The sequence below is a fragment of the Ensifer sp. 2TAB8 genome, from assembly GCF_052115125.1.
Classification (GTDB): Bacteria; Pseudomonadota; Alphaproteobacteria; order Rhizobiales; family Rhizobiaceae; genus Ensifer.
In genome coordinates, this window is record NZ_JBFRGB010000034.1 from 21,567 (window position 1) to 37,647 (window position 16,081).

The following is a 16,081-nucleotide window of genomic DNA, read 5'->3' on the forward strand; positions in this document are numbered from 1 at the left end:
GGCTTATGCGGAATGCACAAGCTTACCGGCAACATAGGTTTGCACAACCCGGCCGGTAAAGCGTGCATTTTCAAACGGCGTGTTCTTGGAGCGCGAGACGATCGCTTCCTTGTAGAGCACCCATGGTTCGTCGAGGTCCAGGACCGTGATATCGGCCTTGGCGCCCGGCTTGAGCGTGCCGGCGTCGAGGCCGAAGATCGCGGCCGGTCGGGTCGACATGGCGTCGATCAGGCGCATCAGCGGAACCTGGCCGCTGTGGTACAGCCGCAGGGCGGCAGCCGCGAGCGTTTCAAGGCCGATTGCGCCATCGGCGGCGTCGGCAAACGGCAGGCGCTTGGTGTCGACGTCCTGGGGATCATGCGAGGAAACGATGATATCGATCGTGCCGTCGGCGAGCGCCTCCGCCATGGCGACGCGGTCGTCCTCGCTGCGAAGCGGCGGCGAAAGCTTGAAGAAGGTGCGGTATTCGCCGATGTCGTTTTCGTTGAGCGCCAAGTTGTTGATGGAGATGCCGCAGGTAACGTTGGCGCCACGCGCACGCGCGGCGCGGATGGCTTCAGCCGATTCGGGAACCGAAATCTGAGCTGCGTGATAGGCGGCCTTCGTCAGGCCGGCGATACGCAGGTCACGCTCCAGCGGAATGATTTCCGTCTCGCGCGGGATGCCGGAAAGGCCAAGCCAGCTTGCGAGCAGGCCCTCGTGCATCACGCCGGTTGCGCCGAGATACTTGTCGCGGGTCTCAAGGGAGATGACGGCACCGAATTCGCGCGCATAGGTCATGGCGCGGCGCAKAACCAGCGTGTCGTGGATCGATCGACGGCCATTGGTGAAGCAGACGGCGCCGGCTTCGCGCAGCAGACCGAATTCGGTCATCTCTTCGCCGACGAGCCCTTTGGTGAGAGCTGCGGCCGGATAGACATTGACGAGCGCCTTGTCGCGCGCGGTCTTCTTCACGAATTCGACAAGCGCGATGTCGTCGATCACAGGGTCGGTGTCCGGCATCGCGATGAAGCTGGTGACGCCGCCGGCGGCGGCGGCGCGCGACGCGGACTCGAAGGTTTCGCGGTGCTCGCTGCCCGGTTCGCCGACGAAGACGCGGGCATCGACGAGGCCCGGGGCGGCGGTGAGCCCGGCACAATCTTTGACGAAGGCACCGTCAGGCGTGCCCTGGTTTTGCGCATTTGCTCCGGCAGCGAGGATACGGCCGTCGCCTCCGACGATGATCGTGCCTGTTTCGTCAAGGTTGCGCGAGGGATCGACGATGCGGAGGTTCTTCAGAACGAGTGGTCTGGTCATAGGCGCGGCCCCTGGTTCTGCGAGAGAAGCAGCGTTTCCATCACCGCCATGCGCACGGCAACGCCCATCTCGACCTGCTGTTCGATCACGCTCTGTGGGCCGTCGGCGATTTCCGAGGCGATTTCGACGCCGCGGTTCATCGGACCCGGATGCATCACGAGCGCATCCTCCTTGGCGGCCTTCAGCTTCTCGGCATCAAGCCCGTAGTAGTGGAAGTATTCGCGCACGGAAGGCACGAAGGAACCGGCCATGCGCTCGCGCTGCAGGCGCAGCATCATGACGACGTCCGCATCCTTCAGGCCTTCGGCCATCGAATGGTAGACCTCGACGCCCATGTCGGCGATCCCGGAGGGCAGCAGCGTCGCAGGTGCTACGACTCGGACCCGCGCCCCCATTTGGTTCAGGAGCAGGATATTGGAGCGAGCCACGCGCGAATGAAGCACGTCGCCACAGATCGCCACGATGATCCGCGAGAGCTTGCCCTTGGCGCGACGGATCGTCAGCGCATCGAGCAGCGCCTGGGTCGGGTGCTCGTGCTGGCCATCGCCGGCGTTGACGACGGAGCAGGAAACTTTCTGCGCCAGAAGCGCGGCAGCGCCGGCAGAGGAATGGCGCACCACCAGCACATCCGGGTGCATGGCGTTCAGCGTCATCGCTGTATCGATCAGCGTTTCGCCCTTTTTCACCGAGGAATTGCCGACAGACATATTCATGACGTCAGCGCCGAGGCGTTTGCCGGCAAGCTCGAAGGAAGACTGCGTGCGGGTCGAGGCCTCGAAGAAGAGGTTGATCTGCGTCAGCCCCCGAAGCGTGGAGGTCTTCTTTTCTCTCTGACGGGAGATTTGGACGGCTTCATCGGCGCGATCGAGCAGATAGGTGATATCTTGCTCCGTGAGCCCCTTGATGCCGAGCAGGTGGCGATGCGGGAAAGTGATCATGGGCCGCCCTTGCGCTCTGGAAATGTGGTCGCTCTATAAGACTTGCCCCCCGGCACGGCAAGGCTTGGGCGCCACCGTCCGCAGAAAACTTGCAACGGCGATCGTATCTTTTTCGCGCCCCGTTCCGTGGCCGTGAAACTTGCGCTAGAACCGGCCCATGAATCAGATGAACCGGACTGAACAGAAACTCGCCGAGCTGAACCAGCCCAAGCCCTGGTCCGGTGTCAACGCCTATCGCTCCGATCCGCTGGTGGTGGACATCACCTCGTCGATGAGCAAGACGCTGCGCGACGAATTCGACGTGCTCGGCCGTTACGTCACCTCGCCGGAAGCGCAGGAACTGGCGCGCATGGCGAACGAGGGTCCGCCGAAGCTTAAGACGCATGGCCCCCGCGGCGAACGTCTCGATGTCGTCGAGTTCCATCCGGCATGGCATGCGCTGATGCGCCGCTCGATGTCCTCCGGCCTGCATGCGTCCGCCTGGGAAAACCTCCCCGATGAGCGCAATCAGTCGCACAAGACGCGCGCCATCCGCTTCTATCTGACGGCGCAGCTCGAATGCGGTCACCTCTGCCCGCTGACCATGACCAGCGCATCGCTTGCCGCGATCACCGCGTCACCGGCCGTGCAGAAGGAATGGGCGCCGAAGATCCTGTCGCGCAAATACGATTCCACCAACCGTCCGTGGATGCAGAAGTCGGCGGTCACCGTCGGCATGGGCATGACCGAGAAGCAGGGCGGCACCGATGTGCGCGCCAACACCTCGACGGCGGAACGGGTGGGCGAGGGCATCTACAGGCTCAACGGCCACAAGTGGTTCATGTCGGCGCCGATGAGCGACGCATTCGTCATGCTGGCACAGACCCGCGACGGTCTCGCGTGCTTCCTCGTGCCGCGGCTTCTGGAGGACGGCAGCGCCAACGGCCTGCGTTTCCAGCGGCTGAAGGACAAGATTGGCAACCGCTCCAACGCTTCGTCGGAGGTCGAGTTCTCCGATACGTTCGGCTTCATCCTCGGAGCGCCGGATGCCGGCATCCGGACGATCCTGGACATGGTTACGCTGACGCGGCTTGATTGCGCGCTAGCGTCGGCCGGCATGATGCGTGCCTCGCTCGCCGAAGCCGTGCACCACACGCGCGGCCGGAAGGTCTTCGGCAAGCCGCTCGTCAGCCAGCCGATGATGACCCGCGTGCTTGCCGACATGGCGCTCGATGTCGCTGCGGCCAGCGCTCTCTCGTTCCGTCTCGCGGAAGCCTTCGACAAGGCACGCGGCAGTTCGGAAGACGCGGCTTACGCGCGGATCATGACGCCCGTAGCGAAATACTGGGCCTGCAAGATCGCGCCGGCGCTGATCTACGAGGCGATGGAGTGCCTGGGCGGCAACGGCTATGTGGAGGAACGCGCGCTGGCGCGCCACTACCGCGAAGCGCCTGTTAATGCCATCTGGGAAGGCTCCGGCAACGTCATGGCGCTGGATGTGCTGCGCGTGCTCGTCAAGGGCAAGGATCTCTTCGAGCAGCTGTTCGTCGTCCTGGCGCGCGATCTCGGGCCATCCGGACGCAAGACGATCGACGTGCTGCGCGCGGCCATGTCGCTGTGCGAACGCGATGAGGGGGCGGCCCGCATGCTGGTCGAGCAACTGGCGCTCGCAGGTGCTGCCGCCGAACTTTATCGTCTCGGTGCCGGTCGTATCGCCGACGCGTTCCTCGAATCGCGTCTCGCCGCCGGATGGCGCTCGACCTACGGCATGCTCGATTCGCGTTTCGATTCCGCGTACATCCTCGACCTTCTCTATCCCCCCGCGACGTAGGTCGTCGGTTCCCGCGACGTAGGTCGCCGGGCCTCACGTCAGCGCCCTGCGGCGTATGCGGTCAGGTAGAGGACGAGCGGGATCGTGAAGAACGAGACGACCGTTTGGATCGTCGCGACCGCGGCGTAGAGTTCGGCGTCGCCATCCATCTGCTTGGCCAAGAGATAGCCGTTCATCGCCGTCGGCACGGCCGCGCCGAGCGCAATGACCAGCAGGGCGTCGCCGCGAATGCCGAGCAGGTAGCTCGCGCTCACCATGAACAGCGGCATGACGATCAGCTTGAGAAAGACTGCGAGCAGTGCCGTTGCGCTCGGCTTCAGGGCATCGGATGCGCGCAGGCCCGCGCCGACCATCACCAGCCCGAGGCTGAGAGAGGCGCTGGCCAGCATCTCAATCGTGGTCATCACGGGACCGTAGATCTTCAGTCCGATCATGTTGACGAGTATGCCGAGCACGGAGGCAACGATCAGCGGATTGGTGACGATCTTGGCGAAGAAGCGCCTGAAGTCACGATTTCCCCCGCCGAACCAGACCAGCACGCCGATGTTGTAGAGATTGATCGGGATGATCACGAGCGTCATCACCAGCGCGGTCAGCGTCAGGCCGATCGGCCCATAGAGCTTCTGCGCGATCGCGAGCGCCATGAAGCCGTTCCAGCGTGTGGCTGTCTGGAAGACTGAGGTGAAGGAGGCACCTGACACCTGTCTGTCTCGAAACGCCGGCCAGAGCAAAAGCACGAAGGCCGACATCAGGCTGACGCTGCCGATTGTCGCGATAGCCGTTGCGTCGGCCTTCAAGCCGGCAAAATCTGCCTGGGCCAGTGTCGAGAACAGGAGGGCAGGGAACAGGATGAAGTAGCCGAACTGCTCAAGCCCGAGCCAGAGGCTCTGGTCGACGAATGTCGAGCGCTTGAGCCAGGCGCCAAGCAGAACCAGCAGAAAGATGGGGAGGATGCTTTCGAAGACGACGGTCATGGGGGAGGGCCTGCATGGGGGAGAGATATCGCTACCCGAAATTTGCAAGGACCGGAATGGGCTTGCCGCCTGGTCGCCAAAGATCGGTGCGCGATCGCCCCCAGGGGCAAGAAAAGACTTGGCCTGTGAAAATTAACCTTAACAAATGGTTTACGTTGCGCGCCTTCCGCATAGGGAGGAAATTGACCAGGCATTTCAACAGAATCCGGATGGAGCGGTTCGGTGAGAACTGGTCTTTTGATCATCATGATGATGTTTTTCGCCGGACTGGCGCTCGATATTGCGGTCCCGACGATGGTCCTGCTCGCCTTGCTGGTGGCAGATCGCGCCATATATCCGCTAGTCTACCGCCGCATTTCGGAAAGGGGAGCCGCATGAAGTGGTTTCTGATCCTTTGGGCCTGCCCGGTCATGTTCCTCACGTCGTGGTACGGTCTTTCCTACTACGACATGAGCTTCGGCTTCTTCATGCTGACGCGGCAGACCCATGATCTGGTGTTCCAGGTCTACGGCAACGTCCTCGGCATTCCGCCAGAGACGATCCCGCCGCTCGTCGCGCGAGCGATCGTATTCGATAGCTTCGTGGTCTTTGCCATCATCGGTTTCCGCAAGCGCCGCCAGATTGCGGCCTGGTATCGTCGTCGTTTCGGTGCCGGCGAAGCTCAGTCCGAGAGAGCGTCCCTTGCGAGCGACGTCAGCCTGTCGAGTGCGCCTTGAAGAATGAAGGACGCGGCAGCCGAATCGATGCGTTCGGCCCGCTTCCGCCGCGACACGTCCATCTCGATCAGCACACGCTCGGCCGCAACGGTCGAGAGCCTTTCATCCCAGAAGATGAAAGGGAGCGGAGTTTTTTGCTCCATATTGCGCACGAAGGCGCGGGTCGCCTGACAACGGGGTCCCTCGCTGCCGTCCATGTTGACGGGCAGACCGATGACAAAGGCCGCGATCTTTTCCTTTGCCGCCACCGACAGTAACGCTTCTGCGTCCGCGCCGAACTTGACCCGGCGGATCACCTCGCGAGGTGTCGCGAAGCGGCGACCGAGATCGGAGACAGAAAGACCGATCGTCTTGGTGCCGAGGTCGAGCCCGGCAATCGCCTGGTTCTGCTGAAGCTGGGCTGCCAGCTCTTCGATGGTGAGAATTGCCATGTCGGTGTCGATTCGATCTTTGCGCGGAGGACTGTCTGATCCATATGCTGTTCCGACACGCAAATCATCAGGGAGATCGTCATGAAGATCAAATGGCTGGGGCATGCCGCCTTTCACATCGAAACGGCAAAGTCCAAAATCCTCATCGACCCCTTCTTCACCGGCAATCCCGCCTTTAAGGACGAGGAGCGCCGTGACGCAACTGCCGGGCTTACCCACATCCTTTTGACCCATGGCCATGGCGACCATGTTGGCGATACGATTGCGATCGCCAAGGAGACGGGGGCGACCGTGGTCGCCAATGCCGATCTCGCTGCCTGGCTCGCACGACATGGCGTGAAGGCTTTGGAGATGGGAAACACCGGCGGCACCATTCAGCTCGGCGCGTTTTCCACGACCTTCGTCAACGCACTCCACTCGTCGGCGCAACTCACAGAGGACGGGGTCTCCCATTCGCTCGGCAATGCCAACGGCCTGGTGCTGCATTTCGAGGACGAGCCGACGCTCTATCACATGGGTGATACGGACATCTTCTCCGACATGGCGCTGATCGAAGAGTTGCACCAGCCGGAGATCGGCATCGTGCCGATCGGCGATCGTTTCACCATGGGTGGGGCGGTTGCGGCACTTGCCTGCCAACGCTTCTTCAAGTTCTCGACGGCGATCCCCTGCCATTACGGCTCGTTCCCGATCATCGACCAGACGCCCGAGACCTTCGTTGCCGGCATGGAAAGCGCGTCCACCAAGGTGGCGACGCCGCAGGTCGGCGGCGTCGTCGAGGTCTGATGTTGCGCCTGGCCTTTTGACGAGAGGCCCGGTACTCCGGCAATTCCCCCGTTGCGTGGCTCGCCCTGCGCCATTATAGCGGGGGAAGTTCCAGTTACCGGAGACGATCATGTCCGTAGACCTTGCCACCGTGAAGCGCGTAGCGCGCCTTGCCCGTATCGCCGTCAGCGAAGAGGAAGCCGAGCGGATGATGGGCGAGCTCAATGGCATCCTCKGTTTCGTCGAGCAGCTCTCCGAAGTGAATGTCGAAGGCGTCGAGCCGATGACCTCGGTAACGCCGATGGAGATGAAGAAGCGGACCGACATGGTGTCTGACGGCGACAAGGCTGACGATATCGTTGCCAATGCGCCGAATTCCGATCGCAATTTCTTCCTCGTTCCGAAGGTGGTCGAGTAATCTCCCGCCAGCCGCCCCGACGTTTCTGATTGCGAAAGCCAGATTTTACCATGACCGACCTTACCAGCCTGACGATTGCCGAAGCCCGCGCGAAACTCGCCGCCAAGGACATCACCGCCGTCGAACTGACCGACGCCTATCTCGGTGCGATCGATGCCGCCAACGAGGCTATCAACGCCTATATCGCCGTCACGCCTGAAAAGGCACGCGAGATGGCCAAGGCCTCGGACGCGCGTATCGCCGCCGGTAAGGCCGGTGCGCTCGAAGGCATCCCGCTCGGCATCAAGGACCTCTTCGCCACCGAAGGCGTCCACACGCAGGCCTGCAGCCATATTCTCGATGGCTTTGCACCGCGCTACGAATCGACCGTGACGCAGAACCTCTGGAACGACGGGGCGGTCATGCTCGGCAAGCTCAACATGGACGAGTTCGCCATGGGCTCGTCGAACGAGACCTCCTATTACGGTGCGGTGAAGAACCCCTGGCGTGCCAAGGGCTCCAACATGGATCTCGTTCCGGGCGGCTCGTCCGGTGGTTCCGCAGCGGCCGTCGCGGCGCATCTCTGCGCCGGCGCCACGGCGACCGATACGGGCGGCTCCATCCGCCAACCGGCAGCCTTTACCGGCACCGTCGGCATCAAGCCGACCTATGGCCGCTGCTCGCGCTGGGGCACTGTCGCTTTCGCCTCGTCGCTCGACCAGGCAGGCCCGATCGCCCGTGACGTGCGTGATGCCGCCATCCTCCTGAAGTCGATGGCAAGCGTCGACGCCAAGGACACGACCTCGGTCGATCTGCCGGTGCCGGACTACGAAGCCTCGATCGGCAAATCGCTCAAGGGCATGAAGATCGGCATTCCCCGGGAGTACCGCGTGGATGGTATGCCGGAAGAGATCGAAGCGCTCTGGCAGCAGGGCATTGCCTGGCTGAAGGACGCCGGTGCCGAGATCATCGACATCACCCTGCCGCACACGAAATACGCGCTGCCGGCCTATTACATCGTCGCTCCGGCCGAGGCTTCCTCGAACCTCGCCCGCTATGACGGCGTGCGCTACGGCCTGCGCGTCGACGGCAAGGACATCGTCGACATGTACGAGAAGACCCGTGCCGCCGGCTTCGGCCAGGAGGTCAAGCGCCGTATCATGATCGGCACCTATGTGCTTTCGGCCGGTTACTACGATGCCTACTATCTGCAGGCGCAGAAGGTTCGCACGCTGATCAAGCGCGACTTCGAACTGGCGTTCCACGCCGGCGTCGACGCGATCCTCACGCCGGCAACGCCGTCTTCTGCCTTCGGCATCGCCGACGAGGACCTGGCCTCCGATCCGGTGAAGATGTATCTGAACGACATCTTCACCGTGACGGTCAACATGGCCGGCCTTCCGGGCATCGCGGTTCCCGGCGGCCTCGATCACAAGGGCCTTCCGCTGGGCCTGCAACTGATCGGCAAGCCGTTCGAGGAAGAGACGCTGTTCAAGACGGCACACGTCATCGAGCAGGCCGCCGGCCGCTTCACGCCCGCCAAGTGGTGGTAATCTCTTGAGGGCGGTGCCGACAAGGTATCGCCCTTTCTTCTGTTGAGTCCGTTGTAGCCATTCCTGTCGCGGAGGGGCCTGCGTCATGCCAGCCATCCGTCATGCCCGCGCCGGCGACGTCGACCGACTGACGGAGGTCGGTCTCGCCGCCTGGCAATCCGCGATTGCCGGTCTTGCCGATGGTGAGAGAATGTGGCGTGTGGCAGAGGCCTCGTTCTTCCGTTTTCTTTCCGAGCACTGGTTGTCCGTTCTGTTGATCGAAGCCGAAGGCGGCATTCGCGGCTGGGTGGCGCGTGAGGATTTCGACAACGTGATATCCGACCTGTGGATCGAGCCGGCGGCCCAGGGCAGGGGCTTCGGCGCCATGCTGCTTGGCGAGATCGAGCGCCGCATTGCTTCGGACGGATTCGATGTCGCCACCGCCAAGACCCATGCGCGCAATGACCGAGCCGTGGCCTTCTTCCGCAACCGTGGCTACGGGGTCAGCTGGCTTTCCACCGCCTACGCGCCGCAACTCGACAGCGATGTCGAGTTCATCGGCCTGAGCAAAGCCCTGACCGAGTAGGACGAGTGCCGCTGACCCCGTGCCTATCCGTGCATGGCTGAGGGCGCTTGTTGCAGATGCTGGAGAAGGCGGCCGCGCGGCCGTTGGTTCTGAAACCCTTCCACCAGCCGTTTGGGTTATGGTTCTCGGGGTTCGTTTTCGCCGCCTGCGCGCTCGGCATTCTGAGCCGCCCAGTATCGGCAGTGGACGGATTGCTGCTTGCTGCGGACCGCGCGTTACCAGGCGAAGGACACCGGACGCGATTGCGTCCGGTGCGCCGTTGGTTGGCTCAAGGTAATGGCGACGCTTCACCTTACGTAAAGAGCCAACGATATCGGATATCATCAGACGTCCGATATCGTCGGTTTTTGCCGCTTAGCGGTTGTTGAGTTCAGAGCGCACTAGCAGCAAGCCTCGCTCCGTGATGCGATAGGGCTTTCCGCCAGAAGACGAGATTGCCTTCTTGCGCTTCAGTTTGCGGAAGAGCTCCAGGTCGAAGCCAGGGTAAACCCAACCGTCGCGGGTGAAGCACCGGATTTCGGTGATCGCCTTGCTTTCGCGGATGATTTCGATGCGGCCGCCCTGGGCCAAATGATGAAGGATGCGCTGTTCGGCGCGTGAGATGTCCATTTCTGAATGTTCCGGAATAGCGTTCGTAAGAACGCAGGAAAACGTTCCGCAAATCACTGGGAAAGCGGGGTGACGTTTCCGGCCCGTGCGCGCAATCAAAAGGGGATTGCGGGGACGGGCCCCTACCGGGACTCAGACGAAGAAGTGAACATCAAAACTCCAGAAAGACGGTTCTTTCCTAGAAGACGCTCGCGAGAACGTCAAGGTATCCGTGCAACGCCAGGGTACCAAGCACTGCCGCCGCCACCTGGAGGACGATGATGAACGCCAGCCGCGTTCGAAAGGGTTCCTTGCGCGTCTTGTGACGAAACACATGTCGGGCTGCCATCGCCCCCGGACTTCCGCCGAGAAAAGCAATTGTCAGCAGTGTCTGCTCGCTGATGCGCCAGCGGCCGGCGCGCGCTGCCCGTTTGTCGAACCAAAACAGCCCGAAGCTCAAGATGTTGATGTAGGCTGCGTACAATGCGAGTGCGGTGGCGGTGGACATCGGTAAATCTTGGCGCAAGGGTACTAAGCGGTGGTTAAGTGGCACGTCGCATTCGAGGTTGCCTGGAGATAGGCGCCGCATGACGCCGAACAACTTGCACCGGCGGGCCAATTGTTCTACCGAGAAACCAAGAATTCAGGCTTCAAAGAAGAGCATGATATGAGCATTGTCGACGTCCGTACCCCCGATCCGAAACGCTTCATTCCTGGCGCCACCGGCGACTGGGAGGTCATCATCGGCATGGAAGTCCATGCTCAGGTGCTTTCCAATTCGAAGCTGTTTTCGGGCGCCTCGACGGAGTTCGGCAACGCGCCGAATGCGAACGTCTCGCTCGTCGATGCCGCCATGCCCGGCATGCTGCCCGTCATCAACGAGGAATGCGTGAAGCAGGCGGTGCGCACCGGTCTCGGCCTGAAGGCTGCGATCAACAATCGCTCGATCTTTGACCGCAAGAACTATTTCTATCCGGACCTGCCGCAGGGCTACCAGATCTCCCAGTTCAAGGATCCGATCGTCGGCGAAGGCAAGATCATCATTTCGATCGGACCGGACCGTCAGGGACACTTCGAGGATGTCGAGATCGGCATCGAGCGCCTGCATCTGGAACAGGATGCCGGCAAGTCGATGCACGACCAGCATCCGTCGATGTCCTATGTCGACCTCAACCGCTCGGGCGTGGCGCTGATGGAGATCGTCTCCAAGCCGGACATGCGCTCGTCGGATGAGGCCAAGGCCTATATGACGAAGCTGCGCTCGATCGTGCGTTACCTCGGCACCTGCGACGGCAACATGGACGAAGGCTCGATGCGCGCCGACGTCAACGTTTCCGTCCGTCGTCCGGGCGAAGGCTTTGGCACGCGCTGCGAAATCAAGAACGTCAACTCGATCCGCTTTATCGGCCAGGCCATCGAGTATGAAGCACGCCGCCAGATCGGCATTCTCGAGGACGGCGGCAGCATTGACCAGGAGACCCGCCTGTTCGACCCGAACAAGGGTGAGACCCGCTCGATGCGTTCCAAGGAAGATGCGCACGACTACCGCTACTTCCCGGATCCGGACCTCTTGCCGCTGGAATTCGACGACGCTTTCGTCGAGGCGCTGAAGGTCGATCTGCCGGAACTGCCCGACGACAAGAAGGAGCGCTTCGTTCGCGACCTCGGCCTCTCGATCTATGACGCCTCGGTGCTCGTCTCCGAAAAGTCGATCGCCGATTATTTCGAGGCGGTGGCGGAAGGTCGCGACGGCAAGATTGCTGCCAACTGGGTCATCAACGACCTGCTCGGCGCCTTGAACAAAGCCGGCAAAGCCATTGAAGAGACTCCGGTTTCGCCGGCCCAGCTCGGCGGCATCATCGACCTCATCAAGGCCGAGACCATCTCCGGCAAGATCGCCAAGGATCTCTTCGAGATCGTCTGGAACGAGGGCGGCGACCCGGCGGAGATCGTCGAAGCCCGCGGCATGAAGCAGGTGACCGACACCGGCGCCATCGAAAAGGCCGTCGACGAGATCATCGCCGCAAACCCGGATCAGGTCGCCAAGGTTCAGGCCAAGCCCTCGCTCGCCGGCTGGTTCGTCGGCCAGGTGATGAAGGCGACCGGCGGCAAGGCCAACCCGCAGGCCGTACAGGCGCTCGTCAAGGCCAAGCTCGGCATCGAGGAATAACGATGTTCTTCGTGCGCACGGCGAGCGAGCGCGATCTGGAAAAGGTTCGCACTCTGCTGTCCGAAACGTGGCACGCGACCTACGACACCTTCTATGGCGTCGAGAAGGTCAACGAACTGACCGGGCGCTGGCACTCGTTGCCGGCGCTGAAAGCGCAGGTCGTGCGCAAGAACGCCGAGTTCCTGGTGGCAGATGATGGTCGCCAGATCGGCGGAATGGGCTTTGCGGCCATGTCCGACATGCAAGCCAAGACTGCCGTGCTCCACCAGCTCTATGTGCTGCCGAAGTTCCAGCGGCAGGGCATCGGCCGCGATATCTTCGCCGAACTCGAAACCTGCTTTCCGGACGCCGAGCGCATGCGCGTCGAGGTCGAGCCGCAGAACCTGCACGCGCTTGCTTTCTACCGGACGCACGGCTTCAACGAGGTGGGCTCGACAGCCAGTCACGGCGATGAACCCGGTTTGCCGGCCATCATCCTTGAGAAAATGCTGCTCGGCTAAAGGCTCGTTCCGGCGATTCCGAGCAACGTCCTGTGGAAAACCCCATGCGGCGAGGCGCTGTCGTGAAACCGTTACCTTGTAGTGCTTGGTCCGCCGTCGATGAATGAAGCGAACGGGGAGAACCATGGACGCAGTCGCCGAACTCTTGATCCGCAAGGCCGAACGCGGAGACCTGCCGGCAATCATCGGCCTCTTTGCCGATGATGAGATCGGCGGGCATGGTGACACGACCGATGAGGAAGCCTTTGGGGACTACGTGGCCGCCTTCGAGAAGATTGAGGCCTCGTCACTACAGACACTCTTTGTCGCGGTTCTCGGCGACGAGATCGTCGGTACCTTTCAGACGGCGCTGCATACGACGCTGTCCGGGCGTGGCAGCTCCAGCCTGATTGTCGAGGCGGTGCAGACACGGGGAGACATGCGCGGGCGCGGGATCGGCGAACGCATGATGTGCCACGCGATTGCCGAAGCGCGGGAACGCGGCGCGAGCAAGGTGCGGCTCACGTCCAATGGCGTGCGCACCGATGCGCACCGCTTCTACGAGCGGATCGGCTTCACGCGCAGTCACGTCGGCTTCCTGATGCCGTTGAAATGACGGCCCTTGCCTCGGAATCACTGGACAAGCCATGAGCGGCGGGGCATAAGCGGGAACATAGTTTTGGTATCTGGCCGCCTTCCCAACGGCCGGTCAAGGACGGCATCCATGAAGCTCCTGCTGCAGATTTTCACCTGGTGGAACGAACAGACGATCGGAACGCGCTTTCACACCTGGCGCCACGGTCAACGGGTTGGTCAAGACGAACTCGGCAATGTCTACTATCAGGGCGGCAAGGACTCCGAAGGTCGCACCCGTCGCTGGGTGATCTACAACGGCTACGCCGAAGCTTCGGCCATTCCGGCAGGCTGGCACGGCTGGATGCATCACCGGACCGACGTTTCCCCGGCCGATGAGAAGTACGCGCCGCGCGAATGGCAGAAGCCGCACCGCGCAAACCCGACCGGTACAGCCAATGCCTACCGCCCCCAGGGCTCGATCGCAGCCACCGGCAAGCGTCCGCGCGTGACCGGCGACTATGATGCCTGGACGCCGGGTTCCTAATAATCTGTTCTCAGTGAAGACGACGGACCGCGGAATAGGTTCCTCGATCATGGCGCGGCCACAATTGATGGTTAGCGCCTGAAATCCATCGATGATGAACAGGGCACGCGGGAGACAGGCGACAATGGCAGGTTCTGATCTGCGCAAGGCAATCGGCCAAGGAGCACGGCGTTTGGGCTTGTCCCTGCTTGCCACTTTGCCGCTGATCGCGTCTGCCGAAGCCGTCGACGCAGCGCGCCTTTCCAATGCCGTTGCCGTCTTCTCCGGTATCGACAAGATCACCGGACGCATCACCACCTTCGACGTCTATATCGGCGAGACGGTCCAGTTCGGCGCCCTCCAGGTGACGCCGCGCGTCTGCTACAGCCGCGACGATACCGAAGCGCAGAAGATCACGACCTTCGTCGAGGTCGAGGAGATTACGCTCGACCGCAAGATCCGCCGCATCTTCACCGGCTGGATGTTTGCCGACAGCCCCGGCCTGAACGCCGTCGAACATCCGGTCTATGACGTCTGGCTGCAGTCCTGCAAGGCGACATCCGATCTGCCGCCGCCGGATACCGCAGCGAAGCAATAGTTCGCTGTGGCTGCCGAACCTAGCGGCAGCCGATACACCTTCCATCCTTCGATATCACGGTGGCGTTATGCGCTTGGCGGTTCCTTGCGGCCGAACAGGCCCTTGAAGAACCGGGCGACAGCGGCGCCCGCAATCACGATGAGCACGCCGCCCTTTTTCAGGAATGCCAGCCCGACGGCAAGCAGGCCGACCTTCGCGGCGACCTTGGCGCCGGCGCCGGCGGCAATAAGGCCCGCCATGCCATAGGCCGCGACCGCGTCGCCTTCCTTGAAGTCCGCGTAGGCCTGCCCGGGATCGAACTGCACCATGCCAGCTACACCAGGCAGGCCTGACTTGATTTCGTCGAGCTGCTCCAGCCCTGAAACGAAGTTCATCTGCAGCACGCCCTCTCTGCTGAGGATGCGAACAGAGTAGTTCAGGGTGTGGGGGGCGTTCGGGTCCTTGCCAAAGATCAGGTCGCGGGCCCAGTGCATCGTGTGCGTACCCAGATCGTAATGGGGAGGGGAGGCCCAGCCGACCAGCGTGATCGGATCGTAGCCCTGCTTTTCTCGCTCGAGGTTGTTTTCGGCGGAGGCTTCGTTCAGTTGCGCCAGAAGTTGCGTAAAATCGATGGTCAGCGCGTCTGCATCCGAAACGTAACCGTCCTTCAGATAGTCGATGACCGATCCCCAGGCCTTGTCACCGTCCGGCGGGTACTTGGCGGGAAAGACCATGCCGAGATAACCCTCGGCCGAGCCCGGCGGATTGCCCCACAGGTCGACAAGGACCTTCTTGGTGTCGGCAGGATCCAGGAAGTAGAAGTCCGCTGGAATATCGAGCTGTGCGTGAGCGGAAGGYAATGCCACCTTGCCCTGCTTGAAATCGAGCGACCCGATGATGGCGGACAATTCCGGGGGCAGATTCGGTTCGCCGCCGAACATCTCGCGATAGGTCTTTGCTTCCGCAACAGTGCTGGAAGCGATCAAAACCGACAATGCCAATATAATCTTGTTCATCCTGGTGCCCTCGAAAACGCTCGAAGTCTGGATGAACATATGAAGTAAGTACATCTCCAGGTGGAGATATCCAAAGAAGAGTATGCGTCTAGAACGAGAGGTCTGGAGAGTTCATCGCGTTGCCGAGCATGATTTCGTACTCGGCCTTCGGCACGTCGATCGCGCCGAAGGACTTCAGGTGCTCGGTGGTGAACTGGGTGTCCAGCAACTCGAAGCCCTTGGCGCGCAGGCGCTCCACCAAATGCACGAGGCAGATCTTCGAGGCGTCGGTACGTCGGGAAAACATGCTCTCGCCGAAGAACGCCGAACCGAGAGAAACACCGTAAAGACCGCCGACCAACATATCGTCCTCCCAGGCCTCGACGCTATGGGCGTAACCCATCGTGTGGAGCGTTGCGTAGAGAGTGCGGATCTTGTTGTTGATCCAGGTCGTCGGCCGGTCCGGGGCGGGGGCCGCACAGCCATCCATCACCGCTTCGAAGGCGGTGTTGAAGCGGATCTCGAAGGGTTTTCGGCGGATCGTCTTCGCAAGGCTGCGGGAGACGTGAAAGTCCGTGAGCGGGATGACGCCGCGAATTTCCGGCTCGACCCAGAAAAGCTCCGGGTCGTCAGCCGAATCGGCCATCGGGAACAGGCCGATCGAATAGGCGCGCAGCAGCATGTCCGCAGTAATGTCGGGCTGCTTGCTGCGCGTCCCTTTCAATTTG

20 protein-coding genes are annotated in these 16,081 nt (G+C 61.9%); 12 read left to right on the forward strand and 8 right to left on the reverse strand.

Annotated elements, in window-relative coordinates; all coding sequences use genetic code 11:
- Nucleotides 1-3: 3 nt before the first annotated feature.
- Nucleotides 4-1,296 carry a dihydroorotase gene (locus AB4Z53_RS31945; RefSeq protein ID WP_441599327.1) on the reverse strand — a complete coding sequence of 431 codons (1,293 nt, stop codon included), beginning with the start codon at nt 1,294-1,296 and terminating at the stop codon, nt 4-6.
- Nucleotides 1,293-2,234, reverse strand: a complete 942-nt coding sequence (locus tag AB4Z53_RS31950; protein ID WP_113537787.1) for an aspartate carbamoyltransferase catalytic subunit — start codon at nt 2,232-2,234, stop codon at nt 1,293-1,295. The genes AB4Z53_RS31945 and AB4Z53_RS31950 overlap by 4 nt, the downstream gene beginning before the upstream one ends.
- Nucleotides 2,235-2,391: 157 nt before the next feature.
- Between AB4Z53_RS31950 and AB4Z53_RS31955 the strand changes: the two genes are divergently transcribed.
- The gene (locus tag AB4Z53_RS31955) at nt 2,392-4,044 is read left to right on the forward strand and encodes an acyl-CoA dehydrogenase family protein (RefSeq protein ID WP_291157322.1); all 1,653 of its coding nucleotides are present in this window, start codon (nt 2,392-2,394) and stop codon (nt 4,042-4,044) included.
- Between the two features lie 38 nt (nt 4,045-4,082).
- Here AB4Z53_RS31955 and AB4Z53_RS31960 read toward each other — a convergent pair whose 3' ends face one another.
- The gene (locus AB4Z53_RS31960; RefSeq protein ID WP_441599328.1) at nt 4,083-5,018 is read right to left on the reverse strand and encodes an AEC family transporter; all 936 of its coding nucleotides are present in this window, start codon (nt 5,016-5,018) and stop codon (nt 4,083-4,085) included.
- 222 nt (nt 5,019-5,240) lie between these two features.
- Here AB4Z53_RS31960 and AB4Z53_RS31965 point away from each other — a divergent pair, with 222 nt between their 5' ends.
- The gene (locus AB4Z53_RS31965; RefSeq protein WP_223726995.1) at nt 5,241-5,396 is read left to right on the forward strand and encodes a hypothetical protein; all 156 of its coding nucleotides are present in this window, start codon (nt 5,241-5,243) and stop codon (nt 5,394-5,396) included.
- Nucleotides 5,393-5,734 carry a DUF6105 family protein gene (locus AB4Z53_RS31970; RefSeq protein WP_113537790.1) on the forward strand — a complete coding sequence of 114 codons (342 nt, stop codon included), beginning with the start codon at nt 5,393-5,395 and terminating at the stop codon, nt 5,732-5,734. The genes AB4Z53_RS31965 and AB4Z53_RS31970 overlap by 4 nt, the downstream gene beginning before the upstream one ends.
- Here the strand turns inward: AB4Z53_RS31970 and ruvX are convergent.
- Nucleotides 5,680-6,165, reverse strand: coding sequence for a Holliday junction resolvase RuvX (gene ruvX, locus AB4Z53_RS31975; protein WP_223726996.1), 486 nt, complete (start codon nt 6,163-6,165; stop codon nt 5,680-5,682). The two genes, AB4Z53_RS31970 and ruvX, sit on opposite strands and share 55 nt — an antisense overlap.
- Before the next feature lie 81 nt (nt 6,166-6,246).
- On the opposite strand from ruvX, the gene AB4Z53_RS31980 reads away from it, so the two are divergent.
- The 4 genes from AB4Z53_RS31980 (at nt 6,247) to AB4Z53_RS31995 (ending at nt 9,445) form a co-directional block, all read left to right on the forward strand.
- A complete protein-coding gene (locus tag AB4Z53_RS31980; protein WP_223726997.1) occupies nt 6,247-6,951 on the forward strand; it encodes a metal-dependent hydrolase in 705 nt (234 codons plus the stop codon).
- 109 nt (nt 6,952-7,060) lie between these two features.
- Nucleotides 7,061-7,348 (forward strand): Asp-tRNA(Asn)/Glu-tRNA(Gln) amidotransferase subunit GatC, encoded by a 288-nt coding sequence (gene gatC / locus AB4Z53_RS31985; RefSeq protein ID WP_441599329.1) that lies wholly within the window; start codon nt 7,061-7,063, stop codon nt 7,346-7,348.
- A gap of 50 nt (nt 7,349-7,398) precedes the next feature.
- Nucleotides 7,399-8,880: an Asp-tRNA(Asn)/Glu-tRNA(Gln) amidotransferase subunit GatA gene (gene gatA, locus AB4Z53_RS31990; protein WP_291157312.1), complete on the forward strand. Its 1,482-nt coding sequence runs from the start codon at nt 7,399-7,401 to the stop codon at nt 8,878-8,880.
- An 85-nt stretch (nt 8,881-8,965) separates the two neighbouring features.
- Nucleotides 8,966-9,445 carry a GNAT family N-acetyltransferase gene (locus tag AB4Z53_RS31995; protein ID WP_113537795.1) on the forward strand — a complete coding sequence of 160 codons (480 nt, stop codon included), beginning with the start codon at nt 8,966-8,968 and terminating at the stop codon, nt 9,443-9,445.
- Between the two features lie 354 nt (nt 9,446-9,799).
- Here the strand turns inward: AB4Z53_RS31995 and AB4Z53_RS32000 are convergent, their stop codons facing one another.
- Nucleotides 9,800-10,054 carry a YjhX family toxin gene (locus AB4Z53_RS32000; protein WP_223727002.1) on the reverse strand — a complete coding sequence of 85 codons (255 nt, stop codon included), beginning with the start codon at nt 10,052-10,054 and terminating at the stop codon, nt 9,800-9,802.
- 178 nt (nt 10,055-10,232) lie between these two features.
- A complete protein-coding gene (locus AB4Z53_RS32005; protein ID WP_113537797.1) occupies nt 10,233-10,541 on the reverse strand; it encodes a DUF1294 domain-containing protein in 309 nt (102 codons plus the stop codon).
- A 159-nt stretch (nt 10,542-10,700) separates the two neighbouring features.
- On the opposite strand from AB4Z53_RS32005, the gene gatB reads away from it, so the two are divergent.
- From gatB to AB4Z53_RS32030, 5 genes are all read left to right on the forward strand, one after another.
- Complete coding sequence (gene gatB, locus AB4Z53_RS32010; protein WP_441599330.1) at nt 10,701-12,203, forward strand: Asp-tRNA(Asn)/Glu-tRNA(Gln) amidotransferase subunit GatB; 1,503 nt, start codon at nt 10,701-10,703, stop codon at nt 12,201-12,203.
- A 2-nt stretch (nt 12,204-12,205) separates the two neighbouring features.
- Nucleotides 12,206-12,703 (forward strand): GNAT family N-acetyltransferase, encoded by a 498-nt coding sequence (locus AB4Z53_RS32015; RefSeq protein WP_113537798.1) that lies wholly within the window; start codon nt 12,206-12,208, stop codon nt 12,701-12,703.
- 124 nt (nt 12,704-12,827) lie between these two features.
- Nucleotides 12,828-13,298 (forward strand): GNAT family N-acetyltransferase, encoded by a 471-nt coding sequence (locus AB4Z53_RS32020; protein WP_441599331.1) that lies wholly within the window; start codon nt 12,828-12,830, stop codon nt 13,296-13,298.
- Nucleotides 13,299-13,406: 108 nt separating this feature from the next.
- Nucleotides 13,407-13,802, forward strand: a complete 396-nt coding sequence (locus AB4Z53_RS32025; protein ID WP_113537800.1) for an NADH:ubiquinone oxidoreductase subunit NDUFA12 — start codon at nt 13,407-13,409, stop codon at nt 13,800-13,802.
- Between the two features lie 124 nt (nt 13,803-13,926).
- Nucleotides 13,927-14,379: a DUF2155 domain-containing protein gene (locus AB4Z53_RS32030; RefSeq protein WP_113537801.1), complete on the forward strand. Its 453-nt coding sequence runs from the start codon at nt 13,927-13,929 to the stop codon at nt 14,377-14,379.
- Between the two features lie 65 nt (nt 14,380-14,444).
- On the opposite strand, the gene AB4Z53_RS32035 is transcribed toward AB4Z53_RS32030, so the two are convergent.
- Entirely contained in the window at nt 14,445-15,374 is a 930-nt protein-coding gene (locus AB4Z53_RS32035) for a DUF2167 domain-containing protein (RefSeq protein WP_441599332.1), read from the reverse strand.
- A gap of 88 nt (nt 15,375-15,462) precedes the next feature.
- On the reverse strand, nt 15,463-16,077 hold the full coding sequence (gene aat / locus AB4Z53_RS32040) for a leucyl/phenylalanyl-tRNA--protein transferase (RefSeq protein ID WP_441599333.1): 615 nt from the start codon (nt 16,075-16,077) through the stop codon (nt 15,463-15,465).
- Between the last annotated feature and the right edge of the window lie 4 nt (nt 16,078-16,081).